Below are 4393 nucleotides of genomic sequence, written 5' to 3'. Positions count from 1 at the left end.
CTTCTTGGCCGCCGCCTTCCTGACAGCGGGCTTCCCGTCCCGTACGGCCTTCTTCGCGGGCACCGCCTTCTTCGCGGGCACCGCCTTCTTCGCGGCTGCCGCTTTCTTCGCAGGCACCGCATTCCTCGCAGATGTCGTCTTCTTCGCGGCTGCCGTCTTCTTCACCGGTACCGCCCTTTTCGCGGGCATCGCCTTCTTCTCAGCCACCGCCTTTGCCCCTGTGGGCTTCTTCGCGGGTGGCGGCTTCCCGGCGGTGGTTTTCCCTGCGGACTTCTCTACGGACTTCTCTACGGACGTCTCGGCGGCCTTCTTCACGGCCTTCCTGGCGGTGCTCCCGGCCTTCTTCCCGGCGGGAGCCGCCGTCTTCCCAGCGGGTGCCGCGGCCTTCTTCGCGACGGTGCTCTTCTTCCCGCGCGCTTCCTTCGCGTCCCCGGTCACCGCCTCGGTCGCGGTGGTTCCCGTGGACGCCGGCTTCCTCTCGGCGGTCTTCTTCGCCACCATGGCCGCGGCCCCTTCACATATTGTGATCTTGCACGCGAATCGTGCTGGGACGATAAATCGACCCCAGCCCCGCGGCAAACGGGCAGACCCGCCGCTTTCGGCCCGCCCCGGCCCCGGTGGAACGGACCTGCATCCGTTGTGCCCAGCTCCCCGCCCGGTAATCCGCCCCTCGACGCCCCGGCGGAGGGCCCCGGAGTCCCGCGGCGCGCGTCTGGCCATTCGGGTCAAGGCCGGAGCCCCCCGCGCGGCCGGGAAACTCGGTCGGAGGACGCCGGTCCCGGCCCGTACACTGGGCGGAGCGAAAGGCTTGGATGGGGACGAGTAGCGCCGTACGCAGCCATGAGCGACCCGGGGACGGTGAGAGCCCGGGGGCGAGCGCGGTGTGAAGCATCACCCCGGAGCCGCCGGAAGAAAGCCGCGAGGCGAGTAGACCCGGCTTCGCGCCCCAATGAGGGGGCGGTGCGCCATGTGCCGCCAAGGAGGGTGGTACCGCGGGAGCCGAGCAGCTCTCGTCCCTCCGACGGAAGAGAATCTGTCCGCCGGAGGAGTTCGTCGATGACACCCCCGCAGTACCGCCAGGTGCCCGCCCAGGTAGACCTGCCCGCGCTGGAGCACGCAGTGCTCGACTTCTGGCGCGACAACAAGGTCTTCGCCAAGACCCTCGCCCAGTCCGACGGCCGCCCCGAGTGGGTGTTCTACGAGGGCCCGCCGACCGCGAACGGCATGCCCGGCGCGCACCACATCGAGGCACGCGTCTTCAAGGACGTCTTCCCCCGCTTCCGTACGATGCGCGGCTACCACGTCGCCCGTAAGGCCGGCTGGGACTGCCACGGGCTGCCCGTCGAGCTGGCGGTCGAGAAGGAGCTGGGGTTCTCCGGCAAGAAGGACATCGAGGCGTACGGCATCGCGGCCTTCAACGAGAAGTGCCGTGAGTCGGTGACCCGACATACGGACGCCTTCGCCGAGCTGACCGACCGCATGGGGTACTGGGTCGATCTGGACGACGCGTACTGGACGATGAAGCCGGAGTACATCGACTCCGTCTGGTGGTCGCTGAAGGAGATCTTCAACAAGGGTCTGCTGGTCCAGGACCACCGGGTGGCGCCCTGGTGCCCGCGCTGCGGCACCGGTCTGTCCGACCACGAGCTGGCGCAGGGATACGAGACGGTCGTCGACCCCTCGGTCTTCGTCCGCTTCCCGCTGACCTCCGGCCCCCTCGCGGGCGAGGCCGCCCTGCTGGTGTGGACGACGACCCCCTGGACCCTGGTGTCCAACACTGCGGTCGCCGCGCACCCCGACGTCACCTATGTGGTGGCGACGGACGGCCAGGAGAGGCTCGTCGTCGCCGAACCGCTGCTGGAGAAGGCGCTGGGGGTGGGGGCACCTCCCGGGCCGCAGGGCCCAGGGGGAAACTGGGAGCGGACGGGGCAGTCGTTCACCGGCGCCGAGATGGAGCGCTGGACGTACGAGCGCCCCTTCGAGCTGATCGAGTTCCCCGCCCCGGCCCACTATGTGGTCAACGCCGAGTACGTCACCACCGAGGACGGTACGGGCCTGGTCCACCAGTCCCCCGCCTTCGGTGAGGACGACCTCAAGGTCTGCCGCGCCTACGGTCTGCCGGTGGTGAACCCGGTCCGCCCCGACGGCACCTTCGAGGAGGACGTGCCGCTGGTCGGCGGCGTCTTCTTCAAGAAGGCCGACGAAAAGCTCACCGCGGACCTCCAGGAGCGCGGCAGGCTCTTCCGGCACACCCCGTACGAACACAGCTATCCGCACTGCTGGCGCTGTCACACCGCGCTCCTCTACTACGCGCAGCCGTCGTGGTACATCCGTACGACCGCGGTCAAGGACCGGCTGATCGAGGAGAACGAGAACACCAACTGGATCCCCGACTCGGTCAAGCAGGGCCGGTACGGCGACTGGCTGAACAACAACATCGACTGGGCACTCTCCCGGAACCGCTACTGGGGCACGCCGCTGCCGATCTGGCGCTGCGAGGAGGACCACCTCACCTGTGTCGGCTCGCGCGCCGAGCTGAGCGAGCTGACGGGCACCGACCAGTCGTCGCTCGACCCGCACCGGCCGTTCATCGACGAGGTCACCTTCGCCTGCCCGCAGTGCTCCGGCACGGCGACCCGGGTCCCCGAGGTCATCGACGCGTGGTACGACGCGGGCTCGATGCCGTTCGCGCAGTGGGGCTATCCGTACCAGAACAAGGAGATCTTCGAGAAGCGCTACCCGGCGCAGTTCATCTCGGAGGCGATCGACCAGACGCGCGGGTGGTTCTACACACTGATGGCGGTCGGCACGCTCGTCTTCGACAAGTCGTCGTACGAAAACGTGGTGTGCCTCGGCCATATCCTCGCCGAAGACGGCCGAAAGATGTCCAAGCACCTGGGGAACATCCTCCAGCCGATCCCCCTGATGGACCGGCACGGAGCAGACGCGGTCCGCTGGTTCATGGCCGCCGGGGGTTCGCCGTGGTCGGCCCGCCGGGTCGGGCACACCACGATCCAGGAGGTCGTGCGCAAAACGCTGCTCACCTACTGGAACACCGTGGCGTTCCAGGCGCTCTACGCCCGCACCTCAGGCTGGGCACCGTCCGCGGCCGATCCGGCCCCGGCCGGGCGCACGGTCCTCGACCGCTGGCTGCTGAGCGAGCTGAACGCGCTGGTGGACCAGGTCACCGAGGCGATGGAGGCATACGACACCCAGCGGGCCGGCAAGTTGCTGTCCTCGTTCGTCGACGATCTGTCGAACTGGTACGTACGCCGCTCCCGCCGCCGGTTCTGGCAGGGCGACGCGGCGGCGCTGCGCACCCTGCACGAGGTGATCGAGACGGTCACCCGGCTGCTGGCCCCGCTCGTCCCCTTCATCACGGAACGGGTCTGGCAGGACATGGTGGTCCCGGTGACGCCGGACGCGCCGGAGTCGGTGCATCTGTCGACCTGGCCGGTGGCCGAGCCGGCCGCGATCGATCCCGTGCTCTCCCAGCAGATGGCGCTCGTGCGCCGGCTGGTGGAGCTGGGGCGGGCGACGCGCGCGGAGTCGGGGGTGAAGACCCGTCAACCGCTGTCGCGCGCGCTGGTCGGGGCGACCGGCTTCGCCTCCCTGCCGCCGGAGCTGCACTCCCAGATCACCGATGAGCTGAACGTCTCCTCGCTGGCGTCGCTGTCGGAGGTGGGCGGATCGCTCGTCGACACGACGGCGAAGGCGAACTTCCGGGCGCTGGGCAAGCGGTTCGGCAAGGGTGTCCAGGCGGTGGCGAAGGCGGTCGCCGAAGCCGACGCCGCCGCCCTGTCGCTCGCTCTCCGCGAGGGCACCGCCTCGGTGCAGGTCGACGGCGAGACGGTCACGCTCTCCCCGGACGAGGTCATCATCACCGAGACCCCGCGCGAGGGTTGGTCCGTCGCCTCCGACGCGGGCGCCACCGTCGCACTCGACCTGGAGATCACCCCCGATCTCCGCCTCGCGGGCCTGGCGCGCGACGCGATCCGCCTGATCCAGGAGGCCCGTAAGAACAGCGGACTGGATGTGGCGGACCGGATCGCGGTGGCGTGGGAGTCGTCGGAGCCGTCGACAGTGGAGGCGCTGAGCGCGCATGCCTCACTGATCGCGGACGAGGTGCTGGCGACGGAGTTCACGCAGTCGTCGGAGCCGGAGGCGGGCTTCGGTCCGGCGTTCACCGACGAAGGTCTGTCGCTGACCTTCCACTTGCGCAAGCAGTAGCCATCTCCCAGGGGCCCCGGGACCCATGGAATCCGCCACAGCGGTCCCGGGCCCCGGTCTCTCCCCACTCCGCCCTTCCACGGCCCGGGGGCCCGGGGCAAGCACCGGCCGCCCGCACGGCCTTCGGCCGTGTCCTCAATCTCCCCCAGACTTCGTCCGGGGG

General features: G+C 69.6%; 1 protein-coding gene and 1 pseudogene. One reads left to right on the top strand and one right to left on the bottom strand.

The features are described 5' to 3' along the window. A pseudogene (locus ACWF94_RS34595) lies at window positions 1-501 on the bottom strand (1,4-alpha-glucan branching enzyme); the annotation flags it as partial. A gap of 555 nt (window positions 502-1056) precedes the next feature. Here ACWF94_RS34595 and ileS point away from each other — a divergent pair. After that, complete coding sequence (ileS, locus tag ACWF94_RS34590; RefSeq protein WP_453497867.1) at window positions 1057-4230, top strand: isoleucine--tRNA ligase; 3174 nt, start codon at window positions 1057-1059, stop codon at window positions 4228-4230. The last annotated feature ends 163 nt before the right edge of the window (window positions 4231-4393 follow it).

Source organism: Streptomyces sp. NPDC055078, from assembly GCF_053607985.1.
This window is presented reverse-complemented; position numbering and strand designations above follow the sequence as displayed.

Bases quoted from the DNA above. Each gene is read 5' to 3' on its own strand.
- ileS (WP_453497867.1), top strand. From the start codon at position 1,057: ATGACACCCCCGCAGTACCGCCAGGTGCCCGCCCAGGTAGACCTGCCC.